Raw genomic sequence first — 22,261 nt, 5'->3', positions numbered from 1 at the left:
GATTAGAAATAAAATCATACACAGAGTTTATGCTTTAATTAAAAACAATTCTGTGTATGAAAACAACTTGCAAATGTCATAGAAATCGAACTGACGAATTTCATTTTTTCTAAAAATCATTCATTCTAAATTGTATATTTGTCAAAACTAAAAGCACAATTTTGGAATTACAGGAACTTTTTGAACGTTTAGCGATACTTTGCATATCGATTTTCACTCTTTATTATTTTTCAAACAGAAACCGTAACATCAGGCTGCATCCTCTTTTGGGATTAATCAGCGTTTGTACATTTTTCATGTGTTTGGTTTTTACCAAAGCGGAATATAGTCTCGGAGTGGGTTTTGGCCTTTTTGCTATTTTCTCAATCCTTCGTTTCAGAACGGAAACTTTTACCATTCAGACCATTGTTTTCCTATTTGTGTCCATCACACTTTCCCTTTTAGACGGACTTTTACCCATTAAAAAACTTGAAATTCTTTTAGGAATCAACATTTCGATTGTTGTGATATATTTAGTTTTAAATTACCTCGAAAAAAAATCACCTATCGTTTCTGAAAAAAACTCGATTGAAGTTATTTCTTCTTTAGACTTTCTTCAATTGGAAGAAGCGGAACGAAAAAAGGTTTTAACAGAAAAAACTAAACTGAAAAACTTCAGCTACAATATTAAAACCATTAATCTGAATGATAATATTGTGATTTTAAAGCTTTCACATTAATGCCTTAATAACGCAAAGTTTTAATAAAATTGGAGCATATGTAAGAAGCAAAGAATAGCGAACAAGTCGCTTAAGCGTAAGGAATATTTATAAGCTTTATAAAATCAATTTATTGATTCATCTTTGCTCCTTAAGTTATCATAAAGAAACATCATCTTTGCGTTTATTATAAAACTTGATAATTAAAAACTCAATCCATATAAGCTCTTGCCTGCTTAATATACAATTGCTTTTCATCACCCAAATATTTGAATTCTATATCTAAAGGATAACTTCTTTTGGCCATTTTCCGTTTCTGCCAAAGAAGATAAAGTTTTCTTTCTAAAACAGGAGAAATATCAAATAACTTTTTAATTTCTGTTTCTGTAAGAATAGGTTTTCCGCTATTTAGGCTTGATGTAGAACGATAATCAACGACAAAAGAACCAAATCCGTTAAAATTGTGACAGTAAAATTCATCACAGGTTACACCCGGTTCAGGTTTTACAACAGATTCTTCACCTAACTGAACATTTACGGTAATTCCTGCATATCGGTCACGATATAAATTTCTTGTAACCAAAACTCCATTAGCTTTCTCATCCGGGAAAGAACGATGTACCAACACGCCCATTGCACAGCTTTCATGATTGATTCCAAACAAATCACGCTCCTGAAAAGCACGGAAGTTCCAGAAACTTGACCAGACTTCCAAAATAGCTTTTTCTACAGTTTTTTCAGTGTCTCCAATGATTGCAGTTTTAGAATCGTATAATCCAGCCCCGTTGAACCCTTCCATATCTTCAGCATTTGTTGAAGAACGGAATCTGAAGTTTTTAAAATCATTTTGAGCATTGAGCTTTTCTTCTATTTTCTTCAAAAGTTCAGGATTCACTTTAGAATTTTTCACCGTTTTTCTAAATGCTTTTAATTCCTTTTCCAGAAGTTTCACAGAATCTTTCGGAATCGCATACAATGCATTGATTTTATCCTGAAAATGATTATCCTTAATATGCTGGTCAAAATAATAAAACGGAATTGCAAAAGCATATTCCGGAGTTTTATAGGACTTTAATTCTTTTTGAATCTGTTTTAAAAGTCCAAGATTTGTAGCCTTTGAACCAATAGAATTAACGATATTTAAAGGAGTGACGGTTTCAAGATCGACTAAATCGGTTACCGAAAGGTCTCTTTTCAGAATAATTTCTTTCACCGCTTTCTTAACTGGAATTGGTTTTTGTGAAGCTTTTAATGAATATGAATTTTCTTTGGTTATCAACTCCACTTTCTTACCTAAAAGATTATTAACTGATTGCTTTTCCCAAACTTTTGTATCTACATACACCGGAATATTTCTATTTTTCGCCAGCAAAACCAAATGACTTAAAGGGGTCTGAAGCTCGGTAATAATAATTCCACGAACGGTTGGAATAAACTCAGGAGTAGTATTGATAATAATGATTTCATCAGATTTAGGATTGAAATCTTCCTTCTTCTGTAAATCATATTTTTTAAGAATCCCGATACTGGAAGTATTTTCAATCGACTGTTCTGTAATTCTTTTAAAAATAAAATCTGAGAAAACGGTTGGAATTTTTAACGCTTTTTTTGAATTTAAGCCGATTACATGCGGAGAATTCAGATAAAACTTCAGCTTATCTTTGAAAAACACATTTTTATTGACTTCATTAAAAAAGAAATTGATCAAACCAGCATTCATCTCGTCTGAAGCAGCCAGTTCCATCACCCAATCATCAGAATCTTCTAAATAATTGATATTGGCAAGAAGATAAGCTCTCTTATTGGTTGGATTGTAAGATTCTTTGTTAAACTCTCCTATTTCCTGACTAAACCCCAAAACCTGCACGCAGAAATCGTAATGATAGGTATATCTTGTACTGTTAAAGAAGTATATTTTTTTCGCACCGTAATCATAAACCACTTTTACAGATTTCATATTGGTAAACTTATCTGTAAGCGGTTTCCCGGAAAGGTTCAGAAACTGCTGTTTCTTGGTAATAGAATGCACATAATTATCCTGCGAATATGATAAAAGTGACAATGTGAGAAATAAGAATACTAAAATATTTTTCATGTTTTTGTGAAGATTACCTCACAAATGTAGACATTATCCTGAATTTGACAAATAGTAATTAGCCCCGATAGAAACGGCATCCTTTTGTGAAGCAAAGCGGAACAAAAGATATAGTGGATAGCGGGAAAAAGCTCCGGAAAATATAAGTAATTGGTTATGATTAATAAGTAATAATTCTAACTTATTTTTGATGGTGATTGTTCTTCAAAAGCAAAGTCCCGCTTTGAAAATAAAACGAGACTTTACAAGTGAAAACAAGGTATCTTTAAACGACAGGTCCTGCCGCATCTTTTATTTCTTCTAATAACTTTTTGCGTTCCTGCAATCTTCTTCTGGCAATGACCGATTTACCATTGATGAGTCTTATAAATCTTGGATATTTGAATTTTTCTTCCCCAAAATGATGGGTTAAAACAAACAGCAATACTCCAAAACCTGCAACGATGATGTAACCGAAAATTTTCTTGTTGGCAGAAAGAATTGCGTTCAGTTGAATGCTTTTTAAATTGGCCGAAAGATCTTGTGAAGTAAGCGTCATTCCATCTAAATAGACTGCTAAATTGCCTAAACTCTCAATCTGAAACTGATATTGAAACCATGAAAATAATGCTGAGAAAAATCCTACCGCAAGGAAAGTACGCCAAACCAAAACCAATCCGATTGCCGCCAACATATCATCGAGTTCCAACTTATCTAAAGTATAATACCAAACGGAAATAAAAAGTGACCCCATCCCAAAACCTTTCAGAAACATCGGCAAATACCATTTCTCATAATTAAATTCTAGTACCATTGAAAAGTACATAATAATAGCATAACCGATCATCGCAGAAAACCCTGAAAAGATGAACATCTTGAGAGGTTTTTCTTTTTTAAACCAATAAACAGCTACAATTCCGGCAAGAATTAATCCGGGGATCATCATCAGATTCAGTTTAGCATTGGTCAATTGGTCATATCCTAAAACACCGACCGAAAAGATATTTTGAATGGAAGCAGTTCCTAAAAACATTCCCAAACAAAACAGCATAAACAACCCGTTTTGAACATTGCTTCGCTTGAAGATTTTAAAAGATAAATAGGGTCTTTTCAAAGTCATCTGACGTATTGCCAACAAAGCAAAACTTACAAATGCCGCAATACTTGCATTAATAATCCTTGTAGAATTCAGCCAATCCTGCTGTTTTCCAAATGAAAAAACGTAAGCCGAAAACATAAAAGTAGAAACAAATAACAGAATACTCAGCCAATCGATATAATGCAACGGAACTTTTAAAGCAAAATATTTATTGTGCATAAACATCCAACAAATCAAAGCCATTACAAAACACTGAAGCGCTGCAATATTGAAAAACTGCTGCCAATTGTAAAGCATCGAAACTTCTACCGCATAATAACCAGAAATCTGGGTCAAACTCAAAACAAATGTATAAAATACACCATAGAAAACCCCTCTTCCACCCATCATTGCCATCAACGGAAGAAATAACTCGATGGTAATCATCATTTTTAAAAATCCAATAACCAAAGCACTTGCAATAATAATTACAGGATCCATCGTAGTTCCGTTAATGTAACTTAGCAATCCTAAAAGCACCAGTAAAAGCACTACTTTATCACGTACTTTATATCGCATTTTAAATCTGAGAACGACCGGCATACAAGCGCCCATCCCAATAGTTGTGGCATAATTTGCCCACATAAAATATTCGGTAAGCTGACCTGTTCCACTGACCATAAAACTCAAATTCCCTGCATAAACGCCTCCTAAAGGCATCACGACAATAAGCAATAAAACTATAATTAACAGCTGAACAAGTTTCGGAACCCAATCGCTGAAAAGACCTTTGTTATACATAATTTTTATACTAATAGATGATAGACTAATAGAGAATAGACAGTCATAAGATTTTAGATAGATGAGAATTTTGGTTTATTACAAATAATCACAAAAGTCTTTTATCTACCTGTCTATAATCTATTCGTCTCTTTATAAAGAAACATTCATATTCATTCCTGCGCTCAGCTTGGCAACATCTTCTTTTTTGTTTGATGATGTAAATTCTATTCTTACAGGAATTCTCTGTTGCACTTTAATGAAGTTACCCGTAGAATTGTCTGTTGGAACACTAGAATATCTCGAACCCGTTGCTGCAGAAATTGCAGTTACCATTCCTTCAAATTGTTTTCCACCCAAAGCATCTGCGGTCATCATCATTTTTTGTCCGATTTTAATATTCGGCATTTGGCTTTCCAAAAAGTTGGCAGTTACCCATTTGTGATTATTTAAAACAATCGTTCCCACCTGTTGTCCCGGCTGAATCAGCTGACCTTCAGAAATTACTCTTCTTCCCATCACGCCATCGTAAGGTGCAGTAATTACGGTGTAAGAAAGGTTGATTTTTGCCATTTCCAACGCAGATTTTGTTCTTTTGATTTCTGCATCATTGATTCCTAATTTGCTTTTCACTTCAGTTGTCGAAAGATTGGCTGACTGCTTTTGATTCACCAATGTTTCATACGCTGCTTTTTGGGCGTCATATTCTGTTTTCATCTGGTCAAATTGCTGTTTTGTAACCGCTTCCGAAGCTAAAAGGTTTTTGTATCGGTTTAAATTCTGTTCGGCATTCCAAAGTCTGGCTTTTGCTCCCGCAATATTAGATTCCATAACACTTACGTTATTAGAAACTGTATTTACCGATGAACTTGTAGCCGATTTTTGTGCCAAAGCATTTTGATAAGCAGCTTCTGCCTGACCAAGCTGCGTCATTATTTCTCTCTCATCCAAGATTACCAAAGTGTCGCCTTTTTTCACCTGTTGATGTTCGATGAATTTAATTTCTTTGATATAAGCTGAAACTCGTGTGTTGATTGGATTTATAAATTCTTCCACCTGAGCAGCTTCTGTATAGGTTTTATCGCCGATGTGAAAATATTGACGAATCAACCAAAACAGTCCAAAACCAATCACCAGAAAAACAATAATATTTGAGATGATGGCTCTTATTTTATTCTTTTTATTTTGTTTTTTCTTATCTTCTGCACTTGAAACTGCAGGCTGTGTATCTTGAGTATTTTGTTCCTTGTTTTCCATTATTTTGATTTTCAGTTTTAAAGATTAAAGTGTTCCTGTAGATTTCAACAGATTATAATATTGATACAAAACATTGATTTCTGCATTAGCCAAATCTAGCTCCGATTGCAGCTTTTGAATTTGTGCATCAATCATTTCAGCTTGTACAGCCAGTTGATTCAGATATTTAGCTTCTGTAATTTTGTAGTTTTCATCAGCTAAATTTTTAGCATCATTCAGAATTTCAGTCTGCTGAATCGCCTCCTGATATTTTGTATATGCTGCATTCACTGCCATATCAAGATTCTGCTGCACCAATGTCATCGCATCATTTGCCTGATTTTTCTGCAGCTCACCAAGCTTCACTCTTTCTTTGGTTTTATATAAATTATCAATATTATAGCTCAAAGAAACACCACCTTGCCAACCGCTTGAATACATATCCAACACAGGATTTCTTGTCGTAATAGGTCGTTGTAAAGTATATCCTCCAAAACCTGAAAGTGTCGGCATTTTATCCGTTTTAATGATTTCGATATTTTTATCGGCAACGGCAATATTTGCTTTTGCAGATTTTATTTGTGGATTGTTGTCGTGAGCCAAATTCAGATAATAATCCATCCCGATTCCTGTTTCTTTATTGCCTAAATTTTCTATAGGAATAATCTGTGTCTTAGAATCTAATCCTAAAGCAATATTCAGATTATAATTGAGGATTTTTCTGTTATTGACTAGGGTTAACATTCCCTGGTCTAAATTTTTAATCGCCAATTCACCACGAATCACTTCATTTCTGGTAATCATTCCTTGCTGATAAAATTTTTGAATATTTTTCAGACGTTCCTGACCCAGCTTTTTATTGTTTTGAATGACAACTTCCTGATTTAAAATTTTATAAATGTCTAAATAATTAGAAATTACCAAAAACTTTATATCCTGTTTTCTATTCTCTAAATCTAATTCGGAAAGCTGTTCACGAAGTCCAGCCAATTCAATAGACTTATTGACCAACCCTCCTTTGAAAATTAATTGAGTCGCCTGTACAGCATACGAACTTCCGTAATGCGGCATCGGAATAGTCGTTGAATTCGAGAAATCTTTGTCAATTGCGATCACATTTCCCAAATAAAATTGGCTCGTAGAAGCTGTGATTGTAGGAAGTTTCTGAAGTTTTGTAATATCTGTCTGCTGTTTTGCAATATCGATATTCTGAGCAGAAACTTTAATTTGCTGATGATTCTGAATTGCCAATTCGGCAACTTCACTCGCTGTCATCTGTTTTATTTCTTGTGAAAAAAACAGCGCAGGAAAAAGACCTATCAAAACTGATAGTGCTGTTTTTATGTTTTTTACCATTTTACCTTGCTTTACAGATGCAAAGTTAGGCGAAGCATACAATCAAACAAATGTTTGAATTTTGGAAAAAGATGTTCAAATGTAGGATTCAGTTATTGATATTGTTGTCTGTATTGACTCGGGCTTATCTCTAAATGTTTCTTGAAAAAATGAGAAAAAGAATATTGATCACTAAAACCTAGTATTGTAGAAATCTCTGAAATAGGCATTTTTGAAGAATTTAAGTAGACCTTAGCTTCATTGATTACAATAGAAGCAATAATTTGACTTGCCGACTTTCCCGTTACCGACTTTACTACCGACGAAAGATGTCTGGTTGTAATCGACTGTCGCTCGGCATAAAACTCTACTGTTCTATTATTAAGATGGTGAGACGACAAATCATTTAGGAAAACAAAAACGATCTCTTGCTGTCTCGACATCTGATTCATTGCACGGCTATCTTCATTAGAAATAATTCCTGCAATCTGATAACAAAAAACTGAAAAAAGATGCTCTACAATTTCTTTTTTATAAGTCATTTCTGTTTCAGAATCTAAAATATATTTTAAAAAATTGACACTTTTCCAAATTAAATCCAAATCATTCTGAGAAAAAGGAACTCCTACATTCATTTGCTGTCGAAAATACCGATACGTAATCAACCTATTGAATTTCAACGACAAAGCAGAAATGAATTCACGTTTATAAGAAACCATTCTCGACTGGAAATCATCACTCACAGAAATCATCTCATAGACCGTTTGCGGATCTGTCACCATAAATGTATTGGCAGTAAGCTCAAGATCGTTGAAATGTTGACGAAGCTTTATAGATCCACTTTTAATAAAGATAAAAGCCGGATTATCAGGCCGGAAAGGTTTATCCACAGATATTCTTTCGAAAATATTGTATTGCGTAAAAACATCAACTCCGAATTTTTCTAAAGCAGTCATTTTATCCATTTCAATTTAATCTTCTAAAGCATACACTGCGAAACTTGCCAACCAATGATCTCCACCATAATTCCCTTGAAATAAAAGCGGAAGTCCATTATTTAAAAAGATATTAGCTGTTTTTTGAAATTGTTTTTTCAGCGGATGATTATCGGGAAGAGATTTTGCAATTCCTTTCATACACCAAGCTTTGGTAAAAGATAAACCTACTAAATGAACGGTTTGATAATCGCTTAAATCACTTACTACAGGGATTTTCTCAATATTTTCGATACTTCTCTTTTCATAAAATTGATCAAGCCATTTTACAAACTCTTTCTGAGGAAGAATTCTTCGCATTAAATCTGCAATTTCCAAGCTTGGCGAGAAAAAGTCAGAACCATCTGGTTCAAGATATGCCGGAGTTTTGGTATTATTTAAATAGAAATATTTTGCTTTTTCAATCAATTCGTTTTCAAAAGTTTTATCATCTGTTGCTCTTGCCCAATCTAATGCAAAAACCATTGCAAAAGCTGTATTGGGATGAACTCCCGTTCTGTTGGGATACGTTTGCTTCGGAAGATAAGTTTTCCAAGAACTCAGAATTTTATCCGTTAAAGGTTTTAGATTCTGATGCCAGATTTTGGCTTTCGGATGATTCCAGGTCATTAATTCTTCATCTAACTTTAATAACCATGCCCAACCATACGTTCTTTCAAAAGTCGTTGTTAACTGATATTTCGTAAAATAATCGGCTTCAGTCTGTAAATTTTCTTTTGTAAATGAATTATCAAGTATTTTCTCAATGTCTTTAGCAACCGATAAGTTAGGTTTTGTTTTTAGCAATCGAACTAACATCCAATGACCATGAACTGAACTATGCCAATCAAAACAACCATAAAAACTTGGATGAAGATCTTTCGGTGTCAAAATTACTTCATTAGCATTATTAATAATATGTGCCGTTTTATTCGGATATTCCTGATTGATGCAATGAAGCGGTTTTTCGGATAACTTTATCGCCATTTCATCCGTCAGTTTGGGGCTTTCCTGAGCAAAAATTAAAACCGGTAAAAATGCCAATGCTAAAAGACTTTTTTTCATTCAATAAAAATATAAAAGTAAATCTAGATTTTAAGCATAGTTTTTAAAATTGATATCAATTACATTTTTATATAATCAAGAAAATAAAAAATCCGAACATCAAATGATATTCGGATTTTTTTTATTTAGATGAAACAATATTACGCATTAAAATGCGATTTTACAGTTTCTAAAACCTGTTCGTCAGACATTTGCTGAGACGATTCCAAAGTTATTTTTAAATTTTTAAATTGAGCGGTATCGTGGAGATAATGCTTCAGTTCTTCCTGAATGGTTCCCGGACCGGTAATTAAAACTTCTTCAGAATTTGTAAGAAGGTGTTCTACTTCTTTGAAGAATTTCACTTTATTGGTTTGTTCTGCATTGTTTCCTGCATTTTCGCTTGAATTTCCATGCTGGATTACGGCTTTTACCGGACTACAAAGAAAAAACTTAAAGGCATTCTGTGCATCATGATTTTTTACGACGATGGCCTTTTGAGAATCGATCCAAAGTCCTGCTAATTTTTTTTCAGACATAATATGATTTTTAAAGTTATATATATCTGTAAGTAGACAAGAATGATGCAAAGGATGTGTTAATGGCTGTTAAATTATTTTTTAAGATATATTTTCATGCAATTTATTGAAGATTACTTCACCTTAGGTTTGTAATGACATTATTTACCTAAAACAAAAACGGCAGGAATTTTATGCAATTCCGGTTTTTGTTTTTGCCATTCTTTTATTGTTTTAGTTTTGATAAATTCATGGTCAGGATCATTGATATTCGCAGCAATACAAAGTTTTGTATTTGGCGATAAAAATTTGGTCAAATCTTCGAAAAGCACATTGTTTCTGTATGGCGTTTCCATGAAAATCTGCGAATAGCCAGTTTTCTGAACCATTGATTCCAAATGCATGATTTGCTTTTTCTTTTCGCTTTTATCAATCGGCAAATATCCGTTAAATGTAAATTCCTGACCATTAAAACCGCTTGAGATTAGAGCTAAAATAATCGATGAAGGTCCTGAAATAGGAATTACTCTAATGTTTTTTTCGTGACACCATTTTACAACTAAATTTCCGGGATCAGCAATACATGGAAGTCCGGCTTCAGAAAGTAAACCAAAATCCTGACCGTCTATCATTCGATCCTGAGCTTCTTTGATATCGGCGTTTTCTGTGTATTTATCCAACAAAAAAAGTTTCAGATCAGACTGTTTTTTTTCCGGTGCAAAAAACTTTACAACTTTTCTTGCTGTTTTTTCATTTTCTACAAAAAAATAATCGGTCTGCATAATGTAATCTTTTATCACAGGCGAAAAATGACTGATTGACGTGTTTTCTGAAAGGTAAGCTGGGAGTAGAAAAAGCATTTTTGGTAAGTTATATGTTGTAAATTATGAGTTTTGAGTTTTGGAAATGAGAAGTTTTTCGGCGATTTTTTCACAGGCTTCATCCAATTGGTGATAGACTTTTTCAAAGCCATCAATTCCATCCCAATAAGGATCCGGAACTTCTCCTGAAGCATGATTCAGATCTGCAGCTTCCATTAATAATGAAATTTTGCTTCGTTGCTCTTCATTTTGAGTTAAAGAAATTACATTTTTTAAATTACTCAAATCCATACAGTAAATTTTATCAAAGTGATTTAAATCTTCTGTAGTAATCGGTCGGGAACTTTGTTTTGAAATATCAATTCCATATTTGGCAGCGGTTTTTACCGATCTTTTATCAGGATTGCTTCCCTGATGCATATCAATTGTTCCGGCTGAATCTACAATAAAATCTTCGGAAAGTTTAGATTTCATAATTCCTTCAGCTAAAGGACTTCTGCAAATATTTCCGAGACAGACCATTAAAATTTTCATTTCAATATCATTTAAAAATTTAATTAATAATATTTCTTCAAACAAAGCTAAATAAAAAAGGAGAATAAGCCTATTCTCCTTTCTATAAATATTTTGTACAGAATTAATTTTTTATTTTTTCCGTTAAATCTTTTACGTATTTTTTTATTTCCTTGTCAATTTTAGAAACATCTTTAATGGTATCACAAGCGTACATTACCGTTGAATGGTCTTTACCACCCATTTCTTCACCAATTTTGCTAAAAGTAGCATTAGTATATTCTTTTGAAAAATACATTGCCAACTGTCTCGGAAGTGCAATTTCTCTTTTTCTTGTTTTAGATAAAAGCTGCTCTTTTTTAATTCCGAAATAATCGCAAACTACATCCTGAATATAAGGAATGTTGATCACTTTTTTCTGGTTAGCTGCAATCTTACTGATGGTTTCTTTTAATAATTCTAAGCTTAAATCTGATTTATAAATCGTAGAATAAGCGATAACAGAATTAATGATACCAATTAATTCTCTTACATTTGTTTTTGCTTCTGCAGCAAGGAAATCAAGCATATCATCAGTAAGAACGATACCGTCTCTGCTTAATTTAGCTTGAATAATCTGTTTACGTGTATTTAAATCCGGAGATTTGATCTCTGCAGAAAGTCCCCATTTGAAACGGGAAACAATTCTGTCCTGAATATCCATAATATCAACCGGAGCCTTATCTGAAGTAAGGATAATCTGCTTTCCATTCTGATGCAAATAATCAAAAATATGGAAGAAACTATCTTGAGTTGCTGATTTTCCAGAAAGGAACTGAATATCATCAATAATCAGAACGTCTACCATTTGATAAAAATTGGCAAACTCTGTTTGTTTATGAGCTTTCGCAGCCGAAATAAACTGTTGAATAAATTTTTCTGAAGATAAATAAAGAACTACTTTATCAGGAAACTGGCTTTTTACTTCCAAACCTACAGCCTGACCTAAGTGTGTTTTACCTACTCCATAACCTCCATATAAAAACAAAGGGTTAAAAGCAGTTGCTCCAGGTCTTTTAGCGATTGATCTTGCCACAGTAGATGCAAATTTATTGCTTTCTCCTTCTACATAGTTATCAAAAGAAAAATCTGCTTTAAGATTAGAATCAATATTTACTTTTTTAATTCCCGGAACTACAAAAGGATTTACAATATTCCCAGAAAATCCTTGAGGCATGGTTTCCTGAACTCTTGGAGTGGGAACAGACTTCCCTTTCATATTCATGGTAACAGCTTTTTCTAAACCGCTAGGTTTATTTTCCATTACAGAATACCAAAGCTTTACCCCTTTACCGATATTTTTCTTTAAGGCAGCAGAAAGTAATGACAGATAATTATCTTCAATATATTCTTTATAAAAATCACTCGGTACCATCAACGTAAGATTATTGTCAACCAATGAAATTGGTTGTATTTTGTCGAATAGTAAATCGAAAGATTTTTCAAGTTTTTTAAGATCAGAATTATCTTCAGCTGCGTTAAGATTGTCACGCATAAACTGAAGGCACTTCTGCCATATCATCATTAAATTTTCGTTCATTTTTATGCCCCGATTAATTCTATTAGTGAGTCGTTTTAGGAGGAAGACAAAGGTCTCATATTTTATTTTCAAAAAAAAATATTCGCATATTGATTATTTAAAAATATATTTGTATGTATAATTAAGCAGTAAAAATGATACACTCAACACACTCATTAAGAGTACGTTACGCAGAAACAGATCCTATGAAATACGTCTATTACGGCAATTATGCAACGTATTTTGAATTGGGTCGCGTGGAACTTTTTCGCAGCATTGGAATCTCTTATGATGAGATCGAGAAGCAAGGAATTTGGCTTCCAGTTTCTGATTATAAAATTAAGTATTTAAAACCAGCACTATACGATCAAAAATTAGAAATTCACACTTTTATGAGAAAAATTCCGGGAGTAAGAATTGAATTTGAATATGAAATTTATAACGAAAACGGAATTAAAATTACTGAAGCTTCCACTAATCTATTTTTTTTAAATTCAGAAACCCAAAAAGTAATTAAATGTCCGGATTTTTTAATGAAATTAATAGAAGAAAATTGGAAAGAAGAAGACCATTAAATCTGGCTTAAGGTTTTTCAAAGGTTTAACTTTCAAATCACTATATTTGGTAGTAAATCAAATGAATGATCTACGCACTCATCACCATACTAATTATACTGATTGTCTTAGTCCATCAAAAGCTGAACAGAAAAATCCAAATTCTGGAACAGAAAATTTCTGAACTATCAAAAGACAAAGCCAAAATTGAAAAACAAGAACAAACCTCCACGGAAACTATTAAGTCTGAAACTTTACTCAATAATGGAAATAAAGTTGAACAAAAACCAATTCCTGAAACCATTGAAGGTAATTCTGAACCTGAAAAGGATTGGCTGACCCCACTTTCTGATTTCATCAAACAAAATATTCTTACGATCATTGGGATCTTTACCTTAGTTTTAGGAATAGGATATTTTGTAAAATACGCCATCGATAAAAACTGGATCGGTGAAAGCGCAAGAATGGGAATTGGTTTTTTGGCAGGATTTATTCTTATCATCACCGCACATTTCATCAGAAAAAACTACACCGTTTTCTCGTCTATCATTATGGGCGGAGGAATTTCCGTACTCTATTTTACGACAACCATTGCATTCAGAGAATATCATTTGTTTACACAGAGCACGGCATTTGTAATTACCTGTGCGATAACTCTGCTCTCAATTGCCCTTTCTTATCGCTATAACAGCGAGACGCTGATTATTTTTTCATTGTTCGGAGGATTTCTTGCGCCGTTGATGATCAGTACCGGACAAAGCAATTATATTTTCCTTTTCACTTATTTATCTCTTTTAAATATCGGAATGCTGATTACCGTTTATTTGAAAAACTGGAAAAGTGTAGGCTGGATTGCTTTTATTTTCACAGCAATCTATCTTTATTTCTGGACTATTGAGAAAACCGATCTCACAAGTATTATATTTTATATTGTTACTTACATTGTATTCTACGCTTTTGCGCTTCAGAATTACCTTAAAACAAATCTGCTTTCTAAACTTGACATTTTGATGTTGGTTCTGATTAATTTCTCGAGCACCCTTGGATTGGTTTATATTTTCTCTATTTTAAAATACGAACCGTTAAGTATTTTCCCACTCAGTTTTGCGCTCATCAATATATTTTTTGCGTTCAGAGAATATCAGAATAAAAAGTTTGAAAGAAATTATTCAGTTTTTGCAGGAATTGGCATCAGTCTTTTGACTTTAGCTGTTGCATTACAATTTAAAACCCACCTCATCACAAGTGTTTGGGCGATTGAAGCATCGCTTTTATTATATATATGGAAAAAAACCAATCACAATATTTTCAAAATATTTTTCTATCTGCTTTTCCCCTTGGTTATTTTGTCTCAAATAATGACCTGGACTGAATATATAAATAATGAAAAACATTTAACTCTAATTTTAAATCCTGTTTTTCTGACGAGTTTAGTGGTTATTGCAAGTTGTTTCTTCAATTTAATTTTACTGAAGAAAGAATCCAAAGAAAAAAGCGATGTCGAGTTTTTTGAAAACGCTTTTAAAGTTTTATGCTTTGGAGTGATTTACCTTTCTATTTTATTTGAATTGCTTTATCAGCTTTCTTCGCAACATTTTGTTGTTATCATTACGTACAGCTTTTTGTATAGCATTGTTTTCACAAGTTTATTGTTAATACTAAAGAAAAGATTAAGCATTTCTGGAGATTTAGAAAATCTGCTGATTTATGGTTTGTTATTTTTATTTATTGCACACATTACAAATTCACAAATTGTACTTGCAATAATAGCAAAGGAAATTGGATTGAGTTTCTATTGGATTCATTTGATTTATTTGGCACCACTTGTATATTTAAATATAAAACTCACCCCACAATCAGAATTTTTAAAGCAAAAAGTTGGTTATTTACTTGTTTCAATTGTCTGCATCCTTTCTGTAAGTTTTGAGATTTATCGAATTTATATTTTCTCGAATAACACGACTTATCAGAATATCTTTCAACTGCAGGAATATTTCAGTATCCTGTATCTTCCTATTATTTGGGCAGTTTTATCTTGTGGATTTATTTTCGCAGGTCTGAAAAAGAACATCCCGGAACTCAACAAAATAGGTTTTGGTTTACTCGGCATTACCATTCTCAAATTATATCTTTATGATGTTTGGCAAATGGATAACGTTTCAAGAATTATCGCTTTTATTATTTTAGGAATTATTTTGTTGCTGAGTTCATTCATGTTTCAAAAATTTAAAAACATGCTTAAGAATTTGGTAGAAAAAAATGAAAATTCTATAGATGAAGATATTTAGAATCGCTCCAAAAACTATTATCCATCAATATTTTACAATTAATTTAAAATTTTCCTTGATATTTTACAAAAAGTAAGTATATTTATCACGTTTTTAACACTTATATTATTAACTATGAAAAAAATTCTATATTCTCTATTTATTTTTGCATCTGCAACATTATTTGCTCAGAAAAATACAAAGGTAAAATTTGCTGTTTTAGGAGATATGGTGGGTACAACAACATTGTTTGAAAACCAAAAAGAATATGTACAAAGTAAGCAGGCATACAAAGCGGCTAATTTACCTCAAAAACTTAAAAAATTCAGCTTTATTGCAGACCAAGGCCTTACTGAGGTTAAGTTTAAAAACAATGTAGGTCCTTTAGATAATGTAAGCTTAGCGCAATATAACGAGCAGCACAATCTTCCTAAAGATACTCCTGTAATCATTGAAGGATATGAGTTTAAAGATACCAATATGAGAATATATGCAGAAATTGCACAACAAGTAGAAGTTAAGGATTATAACGGTGTAAAATCTGTATTCATTACGACTACAGCAAAATAATAAAATCAAATTATATTTAAAAACGGATGCTCTTTTGAACATCCGTTTTTTTTATGACTAATATTTGTTATTCCATTTTTTCTTAAGCTCTTCGTAGATTTTCTTTTCGGTGGCATTATTTCCGGGCTCATAGAATTTGGCATCCTTTATTTCTTCCGGCAGAAAATCCTGATTCACAAAATTTCCTTCAAAAGAATGGGCATATTTATATTCCTTTCCGTAATCTAAATCTTTCATCAGCTTTGTCGGAGCATTCCTCAAATGTAAAGGAACAGGAAGATTTCCGGTTTTCTTCACAAAGGCTAATGCATCATTAATTGCCATATAAGCTGAATTACTTTTTGGAGACACTGCAAGATAAATCGCCGTTTCACTCAGTAAAATTCTCGATTCTGGATTTCCAATAACGTTAATCGCCTGAAAACAATTATTCGCAATTACCAAAGCATTCGGGTTTGCCAAACCAATATCTTCAGAAGCAAGAATAAGCATTCTTCGAGCGATAAATTTAATATCTTCCCCACCTGCAATCATTCTTGCCAACCAATACACTGCTCCGTTTGGGTCGCCTCCACGCATTGATTTAATGAAAGCTGAGATAATATCATAATGTTGCTCGCCATTTTTATCATAAAGCGCCATCGTTTCCTGAAGAATCGACATCACATCATCGTTTGAAATTGCTTTATTATCAGAATTTTTAAACTGATTTAAGACCAACTCTACAGAATTAATAAGCTTTCTGCCATCACCACCAGAATACTGAATGAAAGCTTCTTTTTCTTTAATCGTAAAATCAGTTCCTTCATCTTTATTAAATCTATCTGATGCAATATCAATAAGCTCTTCCAGCTTTTCATGGCTTAAAGCCTTTAATATATACACCTGGCTTCTAGAAAGTAATGCCGAAACCACTTCAAAACTTGGATTTTCTGTCGTTGCACCAATAAGAACCACCCAACCTTTTTCTACAGCATGAAGAAGAGAATCCTGCTGAGATTTATTAAAACGGTGAATTTCATCAATGAAAAGAATAGGCGATTTTCCTGAGAAAAGATTCTGCTTTTTAGCATCATCTATCACATCTCGTACATCTTTCACCCCCGAAGAAACAGCCGAAAGTTTAAAAAACTTACGTCCCGATTTTTCAGAAATAATTTCCGCTAAAGTAGTTTTTCCTGTTCCGGGAGGCCCCCAAAGAATAAGAGAATTCAAGGCATCGTTTTCCAACATCTTTCGGATCGTACCTTTTTCACCGGTTAGATGTTCCTGCCCTAAAACTTCATCTAAGGTTTTTGGTCTTAATCTTTCTGCTAAAGGAGTGTTATGATTCAAGATTTTATCTATTTGAATTTTAAATATTTGGTGAAAGTAAACAGAATTCATAAAGCTATTAATTTATCCAACCAATCATCTGTTTACAGTCTGAAACTTCAAACAAATTTAAACTAAATTTCAATTTTTTACCCTACTTTTGCAATGTTTTGAAATTTTCATTTAACAAAATCATCACTTCACCTTTGGTAATTCTCATTAAATTTTACCAATGGTTTATTTCGCCCTTACTTCCCAAGAATTGCCGATACGAACCTACCTGTTCACATTATATGGTAGAATCTCTGCAGGTTCACGGTATTTTTAAAGGATTTTGGCTGGGTGTAAAAAGAATTTCAAAATGTCATCCTTGGGGTGGAAGCGGTTATGACCCTGTTCCTCCAAAAAAATAAAATATTCAATAATAAACAAATAAAAATGAGTAATACTTTCTTCCGAATTTATCTTGTGCTGTTTGCATTGGTTACCCAATGTTTTTTTGCACAGAATCATCAAGACAGTTTATCTGACGGAACATTAAAAATCAATTCTGCAGACTTACCTGTAAAAATTTATGCAAGTACAGAATTTAGAAATATCAATAATTTTGCTGATGTAGTGACCAATGACAATACTTTGGTTATTTTCACCAAAGCCAATGTTGAAGCAGATCCTTATCATTCTAATGCAATTCTTATCAATAATTACAAGAACGCAAACTATCAGTTTTTTGATAAAGATTTTAAGCTTGTAGAAAATTCAAACATTTCTGAAGATAAGATTGAAACACTCAAATATGCATTAAAAACTAAAAAAGCAGTCACCCCAACCGATACAGTTTCACTAGAAACTCCATTTAAGATTTGGGATATCACTCCCGGAATTCAATTGGGACCTTTTACGCTGCATTTTTATAGCTTGATGTTTATTTTTGCATTTGGGATAGGATATGTTTTAATGACAAAAATGTATCAAACAGATAATGTAAACCTGAAATATGTAGAACCTATTTTTACCTGGACATTAATTGGCACCATTCTAGGAGCAAGAATGGGACACGTTATTTTTTATCAGCCTGAATTATTTAAAGAAGATTTCTGGAGTGTTTTCTTACCGATCAGTACAAAAAACGGTTTTAAATTTACCGGTTTTTCTGGATTGGCAAGTCACGGAGCAACGATTGCTGTAATTCTAACGACGCTTTATTATTCGTTTAAAATCATCAAGAAAAATCCGTTTTGGGTGTATGACAGATTAGGAATTGTAGTTGCGATAGGTGGAGCTTTTGTAAGAATGGGAAATTTTTTCAACTCTGAAATCATTGGTAAACCAGTTGATCCTAGTTCACCATTTGCGATCCTTTTCCCACAACAGAGCAGTGAATATGGTGTGACGATTCCGCGTTATCCGACTCAGTTATTTGAAGCGATAGGTTACGTTTTATTGTTTATTTTACTTTGGACTTTATACAGAAAAACTGACAAAAAATATCAGCAAGGATGGTTATTTGGTTTATTCTTCATCATTCTATGGGCAATCAGATTCTTTGTAGAATTCCTGAAAGAGCCACAAGGTGACGAGTTTATTTCTTTTGCAGGATTAAATACAGGACAAGTTTTATCAATTCCATTTATGATTGCAGGATTTATCATTATGCTTTATTCTAAAAATTTAAAAATTACAGAAGCTGAAAATGCAAAACCTGAATAATTTTTAAACACATAAAAATCTGAAAGTCACAACTGAGTTGTGGCTTTTTTGTTTAAATAAAGAAAGACATTACCAATCTCATCGATTACATCTGTGGGTTGCATCGCTTCTGTAGAGTATTTTTCGGCAGCAAAATCTGCAGCTTTTCCGTGAAGCCAGACTCCTAAAATCGTAGCTTCTTCTTCAGTATATTTTTGAGCTAAAAGTGAAGTGATAATTCCTGTAAGAATATCTCCGCTTCCGCCTTTTGCCAAACCTGAATTTCCGGTGATATTGTAAAAAACTGTTCCTTCTGGAGTTACCACTTGCGTATGATGATCTTTCAAAACAATACAAATGTTTAATTCTTTTGCTTTTGTTTTGACTAAATCTAATCTTTCAAATGAATTTTCCGTTGTTCCGAAAAGTCTTTCAAATTCTTTCGGATGTGGTGTAATAATTGATTTTTTCGGAATTAATTTTAAATAGCTCTTATCTTTAGAAATAATATTTAAAGCGTCTGCATCCAAAATTAAAGGAGATTGATGATTTTCAAGAAATTCCAGCAAAGCTTTTTCCGATTCTTTTTCTGTTCCTAAACCGGGGCCAATTCCAAAAACAGTATTTTCCTGAGCTTTAATTTGTCTAATATTTTTTTCACCACCATCAATAAACATTGCTTCCGGAACGCTTGTTTGGAGAATTTCACACCCACAATTCGGTGCCAAAACAAACGTTAACCCTGAACCCGTTTTTAAAGCAGATTTTGTAGCCAAAACTACAGCTCCTATTTTTCCATAACTTCCGCCAACAATAATTGATTTTCCATAAGTGCCTTTATGGGCGAAATCTTGTCTTACTTTAAAAATATTTAGAATAACTTCATCATCAATTACAAAATCATCGGTTGGAGTATTTTCAATAAATTCCTGAGCTAAATTGATATCTAAAACAATAACTTTTCCGGCAAAACTTCCAGTTTCAGGATGAAGAAAAGTTTTTTTCCAGAATTGAAAAGTCAATGTATAATCAGCTTTAAATATGGTTGAATTTTCATGATTGATTTGATCTGTAAATAGTCCTGACGGAATATCAATTGAAATTTTAGGATTATTTTTTGAGTTTAAAACTTCAATCACCTTTTTAAAAATTCCTTCCGGCTTTCTTGATAATCCGGTTCCGAAAAGCGCATCGATGAATACTGTTTTTTCATCAAAATTGTATCTTAAAGTTTCATTAAAATCTCTCAATGAAATTCCGGAAATATCTTTCAGTCTTTTATAATTAATTAAAGCTTCATCAGAGAATTTCAACTGCTCTTTATTGATAAAAACTTCTATATCAAAGCCTTTCAGATACAACATTCTCGCAATGGCAAAACCATCACCACCATTATTACCGTTTCCGCAAAATATTGCAAATTTTGTATGATGTTTACAATTTGAAAAAATCCATTCTGCACAAAGTGAAGAAGCTCTTTCCATCAATTGAACAGACGAAACCGGCTCATTCTGAATGGTATAAAGATCAGCTAATCTGATGTTTTCTACAGTAAAAATTTTCATTTTGATCGTTTTTTTTCAATTTAATTATAATTTCTGATAATTTAAAGCAAAAAAAATACCCAAAACATTTAAGATTTATTATTTTTAAATGATACTTTTGTTTAAAACAATTAAAAATATAAATTATGGGATTTATTAAAGAATTTAAAGAATTTGCCGTTAAAGGGAATGCTTTTGATCTAGCAGTCGGTGTAATTATCGGTGGGGCTTTCGGAAAAATTGTAACGAGTATGATTGATGATTTAATCATGCCTATCGTTGCTGCAATCGTTGGAAAACCAGACTTTAGCAGTATTTATTTCGCAATAGGAAAAGGTGCTGAAAATATTCCTGCGGGATCAACATTGGCAAAAGCTAAAGAACTTGCTCCGGATGCTGCAATTTTTGCTTACGGAAATTTCATTACGGTAGCGATCAATTTTATACTTCTTGCATTGGTTGTTTTCATGCTTGTAAAAACAATCAACAGAATGAGAAAAACTGAAGCTGAAACTCCGGCAGAGCCTGTTGCACCAACAACTACAGAACAATTACTTTCTGAAATTCGTGATGAATTAAAAAAGAAATAATAAAAATATTACATAAAATGAATCCGCCGCAACTAAAAGTTGCGGCGGATTTTTTTATCATGATAAAAAAATATTTTTACTGAATCTGAAAAATACTTGAAATCTGCTCTGCCAAAGAAAGTCCAATTCTATCCTGAGCTTCCAAAGTTGAAGCACCGGTATGCGGCGTTACAGAAATTTTAGAATGCGTAATAATTTCTTTTGAAGGAGTCGGTTCATTAATGAAAACATCAAGCCCTGCAAATCTTACTTTCCCAGAATCTAAAGCTTCAATTAAAGCAGTTTCATCAATCACACCACCTCTTGAACAGTTAACGATAGCAACACCATCTTTCATCATTTCAAACTCAGATTTACCAATCATATAGCCTTCTTTCTGAGCCGGAACGTGAAGTGTAATGAAATCTGAATGCTTTAAAACCTGCTCCAAAGGTTCAGTTTCGATATCAACATTAATGAACTGATTGTTGTAGAAAGTTACTTTAATACTTGCTTTCCCAACCATATTATCAGCAGCAATTACTCTCATTCCTAAACCTAAAGCGATTTTAGCAACTTCCTGACCGATTCTTCCCATTCCAACTATTCCGATGGTCTTTCCTTTCAACTCAATACCTGCAGCGTAAGCTTTTTTAAGCGATGCAAATTCGGTATCTCCAACCAAAGGCATTTTTCTGTTTGAATCCTGCAAAAATCTGGCTCCAGAAAATAAATGGGCAAAAACCAATTCTGCAACCGATTCTGAAGAAGCAGAGGGCGTATTAATCACATGAATTCCTTTTTCTCTTGCATAATCTACATCAATATTATCCATTCCTACTCCACCTCTACCGATGATTTCCAATGACGGACAATTATCAATAATATCTTTTCTTACCTGTGTCGCACTTCTTACCAAAACTGTACGAATCTTGTGCTCATTGATGTAATCTAAAAGAAGCTCCTGCGGAACTTTTGTAGTAATTACTTCAAAGCCTTTTTCAGTTAATGCATCAATCCCAGATTGATCTAAACCGTCGTTTGCTAAAACTTTCATAACTAACTTATAATCTATTTAAAATGTAAAAAGATTTAAAAATTAAAAGAATTTTTGGTTTTCACCTT

At 32.9% G+C, this 22,261-nt stretch carries 20 protein-coding genes; 7 read left to right on the top strand and 13 right to left on the bottom strand.

Annotated features, from left to right (window positions below; all coding sequences use genetic code 11):
* The first annotated feature begins 161 nt into the window (after window positions 1-161).
* Window positions 162-719, top strand: coding sequence for a DUF4956 domain-containing protein (locus B5X64_RS13755; protein WP_164463406.1), 558 nt, complete (start codon window positions 162-164; stop codon window positions 717-719).
* Between the two features lie 190 nt (window positions 720-909).
* Here the strand turns inward: B5X64_RS13755 and B5X64_RS13750 are convergent, their stop codons facing one another.
* The 10 genes from B5X64_RS13750 to dnaA form a co-directional block, all read right to left on the bottom strand.
* Window positions 910-2,793, bottom strand: a complete 1,884-nt coding sequence (locus B5X64_RS13750) for a PEP/pyruvate-binding domain-containing protein (protein WP_079465790.1) — start codon at window positions 2,791-2,793, stop codon at window positions 910-912.
* 265 nt (window positions 2,794-3,058) lie between these two features.
* Complete coding sequence (locus B5X64_RS13745; protein ID WP_079465789.1) at window positions 3,059-4,651, bottom strand: efflux MFS transporter permease; 1,593 nt, start codon at window positions 4,649-4,651, stop codon at window positions 3,059-3,061.
* A 132-nt stretch (window positions 4,652-4,783) separates the two neighbouring features.
* The gene (locus B5X64_RS13740; RefSeq protein WP_079465788.1) at window positions 4,784-5,887 is read right to left on the bottom strand and encodes an HlyD family secretion protein; all 1,104 of its coding nucleotides are present in this window, start codon (window positions 5,885-5,887) and stop codon (window positions 4,784-4,786) included.
* A gap of 24 nt (window positions 5,888-5,911) precedes the next feature.
* Window positions 5,912-7,222 (bottom strand): TolC family protein, encoded by a 1,311-nt coding sequence (locus B5X64_RS13735; protein ID WP_079465787.1) that lies wholly within the window; start codon window positions 7,220-7,222, stop codon window positions 5,912-5,914.
* 92 nt (window positions 7,223-7,314) lie between these two features.
* A complete protein-coding gene (locus B5X64_RS13730) occupies window positions 7,315-8,166 on the bottom strand; it encodes a helix-turn-helix domain-containing protein (RefSeq protein WP_228418917.1) in 852 nt (283 codons plus the stop codon).
* A gap of 6 nt (window positions 8,167-8,172) precedes the next feature.
* Entirely contained in the window at window positions 8,173-9,240 is a 1,068-nt protein-coding gene (locus B5X64_RS13725; RefSeq protein WP_079465786.1) for a DUF2891 domain-containing protein, read from the bottom strand.
* A 140-nt stretch (window positions 9,241-9,380) separates the two neighbouring features.
* Window positions 9,381-9,758 (bottom strand): hypothetical protein, encoded by a 378-nt coding sequence (locus B5X64_RS13720; protein ID WP_074230230.1) that lies wholly within the window; start codon window positions 9,756-9,758, stop codon window positions 9,381-9,383.
* 140 nt (window positions 9,759-9,898) lie between these two features.
* Complete coding sequence (locus B5X64_RS13715) at window positions 9,899-10,597, bottom strand: SAM-dependent methyltransferase (RefSeq protein ID WP_079465785.1); 699 nt, start codon at window positions 10,595-10,597, stop codon at window positions 9,899-9,901.
* A gap of 24 nt (window positions 10,598-10,621) precedes the next feature.
* Window positions 10,622-11,092 carry a low molecular weight protein-tyrosine-phosphatase gene (locus B5X64_RS13710; protein WP_079465802.1) on the bottom strand — a complete coding sequence of 157 codons (471 nt, stop codon included), beginning with the start codon at window positions 11,090-11,092 and terminating at the stop codon, window positions 10,622-10,624.
* A gap of 103 nt (window positions 11,093-11,195) precedes the next feature.
* Window positions 11,196-12,650, bottom strand: a complete 1,455-nt coding sequence (dnaA, locus tag B5X64_RS13705; RefSeq protein ID WP_079465784.1) for a chromosomal replication initiator protein DnaA — start codon at window positions 12,648-12,650, stop codon at window positions 11,196-11,198.
* Window positions 12,651-12,784: 134 nt separating this feature from the next.
* On the opposite strand from dnaA, the gene B5X64_RS13700 reads away from it, so the two are divergent.
* The 3 genes from B5X64_RS13700 (at window position 12,785) to B5X64_RS13690 (ending at window position 16,020) form a co-directional block, all read left to right on the top strand.
* Entirely contained in the window at window positions 12,785-13,204 is a 420-nt protein-coding gene (locus tag B5X64_RS13700; protein ID WP_079465783.1) for an acyl-CoA thioesterase, read from the top strand.
* 65 nt (window positions 13,205-13,269) lie between these two features.
* Complete coding sequence (locus B5X64_RS13695; RefSeq protein ID WP_079465782.1) at window positions 13,270-15,471, top strand: DUF2339 domain-containing protein; 2,202 nt, start codon at window positions 13,270-13,272, stop codon at window positions 15,469-15,471.
* 114 nt (window positions 15,472-15,585) lie between these two features.
* Window positions 15,586-16,020: a hypothetical protein gene (locus B5X64_RS13690; protein ID WP_066677241.1), complete on the top strand. Its 435-nt coding sequence runs from the start codon at window positions 15,586-15,588 to the stop codon at window positions 16,018-16,020.
* 57 nt (window positions 16,021-16,077) lie between these two features.
* On the opposite strand, the gene B5X64_RS13685 is transcribed toward B5X64_RS13690, so the two are convergent.
* Window positions 16,078-17,355 carry a replication-associated recombination protein A gene (locus B5X64_RS13685; protein ID WP_079465781.1) on the bottom strand — a complete coding sequence of 426 codons (1,278 nt, stop codon included), beginning with the start codon at window positions 17,353-17,355 and terminating at the stop codon, window positions 16,078-16,080.
* 149 nt (window positions 17,356-17,504) lie between these two features.
* On the opposite strand from B5X64_RS13685, the gene yidD reads away from it, so the two are divergent.
* Window positions 17,505-17,747 (top strand): membrane protein insertion efficiency factor YidD, encoded by a 243-nt coding sequence (yidD, locus tag B5X64_RS13680; RefSeq protein WP_079465780.1) that lies wholly within the window; start codon window positions 17,505-17,507, stop codon window positions 17,745-17,747.
* A 448-nt stretch (window positions 17,748-18,195) separates the two neighbouring features.
* Entirely contained in the window at window positions 18,196-19,044 is an 849-nt protein-coding gene (lgt, locus tag B5X64_RS23050; protein WP_262511470.1) for a prolipoprotein diacylglyceryl transferase, read from the top strand.
* A 26-nt stretch (window positions 19,045-19,070) separates the two neighbouring features.
* On the opposite strand, the gene B5X64_RS13670 is transcribed toward lgt, so the two are convergent.
* The gene (locus B5X64_RS13670) at window positions 19,071-20,588 is read right to left on the bottom strand and encodes an NAD(P)H-hydrate dehydratase (RefSeq protein ID WP_079465779.1); all 1,518 of its coding nucleotides are present in this window, start codon (window positions 20,586-20,588) and stop codon (window positions 19,071-19,073) included.
* Between the two features lie 125 nt (window positions 20,589-20,713).
* Between B5X64_RS13670 and mscL the strand changes: the two genes are divergently transcribed.
* Window positions 20,714-21,157, top strand: a complete 444-nt coding sequence (gene mscL / locus B5X64_RS13665) for a large conductance mechanosensitive channel protein MscL (RefSeq protein WP_079465778.1) — start codon at window positions 20,714-20,716, stop codon at window positions 21,155-21,157.
* Window positions 21,158-21,233: 76 nt separating this feature from the next.
* Here mscL and B5X64_RS13660 read toward each other — a convergent pair whose 3' ends face one another.
* A complete protein-coding gene (locus tag B5X64_RS13660) occupies window positions 21,234-22,193 on the bottom strand; it encodes a D-2-hydroxyacid dehydrogenase (RefSeq protein ID WP_079465777.1) in 960 nt (319 codons plus the stop codon).
* Between the last annotated feature and the right edge of the window lie 68 nt (window positions 22,194-22,261).

The organism is Chryseobacterium balustinum, from assembly GCF_900168205.1.
GTDB lineage: Bacteria > Bacteroidota > Bacteroidia > Flavobacteriales > Weeksellaceae > Chryseobacterium > Chryseobacterium balustinum.
This window is presented reverse-complemented; position numbering and strand designations above follow the sequence as displayed.

Coding starts and splice junctions, on each gene's coding strand:
- B5X64_RS13700 (WP_079465783.1), top strand. CDS start 12,785: ATGATACACTCAACACACTCATTAAGAGTACGTTACGCAGAAACAGAT.
- B5X64_RS13660 (WP_079465777.1), bottom strand. CDS start 22,193: ATGAAAGTTTTAGCAAACGACGGTTTAGATCAATCTGGGATTGATGCA.
- B5X64_RS13725 (WP_079465786.1), bottom strand. CDS start 9,240: ATGAAAAAAAGTCTTTTAGCATTGGCATTTTTACCGGTTTTAATTTTT.
- B5X64_RS13715 (WP_079465785.1), bottom strand. CDS start 10,597: ATGCTTTTTCTACTCCCAGCTTACCTTTCAGAAAACACGTCAATCAGT.
- B5X64_RS13695 (WP_079465782.1), top strand. CDS start 13,270: ATGATCTACGCACTCATCACCATACTAATTATACTGATTGTCTTAGTC.
- dnaA (WP_079465784.1), bottom strand. CDS start 12,650: ATGAACGAAAATTTAATGATGATATGGCAGAAGTGCCTTCAGTTTATG.
- B5X64_RS13745 (WP_079465789.1), bottom strand. CDS start 4,651: ATGTATAACAAAGGTCTTTTCAGCGATTGGGTTCCGAAACTTGTTCAG.
- mscL (WP_079465778.1), top strand. CDS start 20,714: ATGGGATTTATTAAAGAATTTAAAGAATTTGCCGTTAAAGGGAATGCT.
- B5X64_RS13750 (WP_079465790.1), bottom strand. CDS start 2,793: ATGAAAAATATTTTAGTATTCTTATTTCTCACATTGTCACTTTTATCA.
- B5X64_RS13690 (WP_066677241.1), top strand. CDS start 15,586: ATGAAAAAAATTCTATATTCTCTATTTATTTTTGCATCTGCAACATTA.
- B5X64_RS13720 (WP_074230230.1), bottom strand. CDS start 9,758: ATGTCTGAAAAAAAATTAGCAGGACTTTGGATCGATTCTCAAAAGGCC.
- B5X64_RS13735 (WP_079465787.1), bottom strand. CDS start 7,222: ATGGTAAAAAACATAAAAACAGCACTATCAGTTTTGATAGGTCTTTTT.
- B5X64_RS13670 (WP_079465779.1), bottom strand. CDS start 20,588: ATGAAAATTTTTACTGTAGAAAACATCAGATTAGCTGATCTTTATACC.
- B5X64_RS13710 (WP_079465802.1), bottom strand. CDS start 11,092: ATGAAAATTTTAATGGTCTGTCTCGGAAATATTTGCAGAAGTCCTTTA.
- B5X64_RS13730 (WP_228418917.1), bottom strand. CDS start 8,166: ATGGATAAAATGACTGCTTTAGAAAAATTCGGAGTTGATGTTTTTACG.
- B5X64_RS13740 (WP_079465788.1), bottom strand. CDS start 5,887: ATGGAAAACAAGGAACAAAATACTCAAGATACACAGCCTGCAGTTTCA.